At 73.3% G+C, this 1,142-nt stretch carries 1 protein-coding gene; it reads left to right on the forward strand.

Annotated elements, in window-relative coordinates:
* On the forward strand, window positions 1-1,050 hold a 1,050-nt coding region (locus tag LzC2_RS21485; protein ID WP_171190063.1), incomplete at its 5' end, for an efflux RND transporter periplasmic adaptor subunit.
* Window positions 1,051-1,142: the final 92 nt, after the last annotated feature.

Here is a 1,142-nt window from a genome sequence, read left to right on the forward strand (position 1 = left end):
GTCCACGGCAACCGCGAACGTCGCAGCGGCGCCGCCCGCCGAGGCCCGCTGGGACGCATGTTGCACTGGCTCGCGGCGCCGCTGCGACGTTCGCGGTTGCCGTGGACCGTTCCGCTGGCGACCGCGATCGTCGCGGCGATCGCGGCGCTGATTCTCATCCGGGCGCCCTTCGACGTGACGGCCCGCGGACGCTTGGTGCCGACCGTCTCCCGCGACGTGTTCGCCCCCCGCGACGGCATCGTGCGGGAGTTGAAGGTGCGTCACGACAGCCCGGTCGAGGCCGGCGACGTGCTGGCGATCCTGGCCGATCCGACGCTCGAACTGCGGGCCGAGGAACTCGCCGGGGAAGCGGACACCGCGGAGCAACGCCTCGCCGCCGTCCGGGCCGAGCGGGCCGCCGGCGTGACGGCCGAAGCCGGTTCCGGCGGCGGCGACGCCGGTCGGCTGGCGGCGGAGGAGCGGGAACTGGTCGAACGCCTCGCCCACCTCGCCGTGCAAACGGAATTGCTGGACGCCCAGCGGGAGGAACTGACGGTGACCAGCCCGATCGCCGGCCGGGTGCTGACGTGGGGCCTCGCCGAGCGACTCCCCGGCCGCCCCGTACCCCGCGGCGCACGGCTGATGACCGTCGCCGACACCGCCGGCCCCTGGCGGCTGGAGTTGTTCGTTCCCGACCGTCACGCCGGCCCGCTGCTGGACGCCGCCGCAGAGCACACGGACGATGGGGAGAACGAGGAACCGCTCGCATTACCCGTGACCTATCTCCTCGCCGCGGACCCCGGTCCGACTTACCGTACGACCGCGGATCGGATCGACCCGACGGTCGAACCCCACGCCGCCGGCCCCGCGGGCGCCGGAGCGGGCGGGGTGGAACCCAGCGTCCGCGTGTTCGCTCCCATCACGGCGCCCCCGAACGCCGACGGCGGCTCCGACGTGCAGACACGATCCGGGGCGACGGTCGTTGCCCGCATCCGCTGCGGGGAGCGTTCAATCGGTTACGTCTGGCTCCACGACCTAATCGACGCCGTGCGCACGCGGGTGTGGTGGTGAGGGGAACCCGCCTGCGAAGAGTTCAAGTCCCGCCGCCGGAGTTGGTGAACTCCCCTCGCCCCCTTTTGGGGGAGAGGGGTTGGGGGTGAGGG

The organism is Alienimonas chondri (assembly GCF_013036045.1).
In the GTDB taxonomy this organism is placed as follows: Bacteria; Planctomycetota; Planctomycetia; order Planctomycetales; family Planctomycetaceae; genus Alienimonas; species Alienimonas chondri.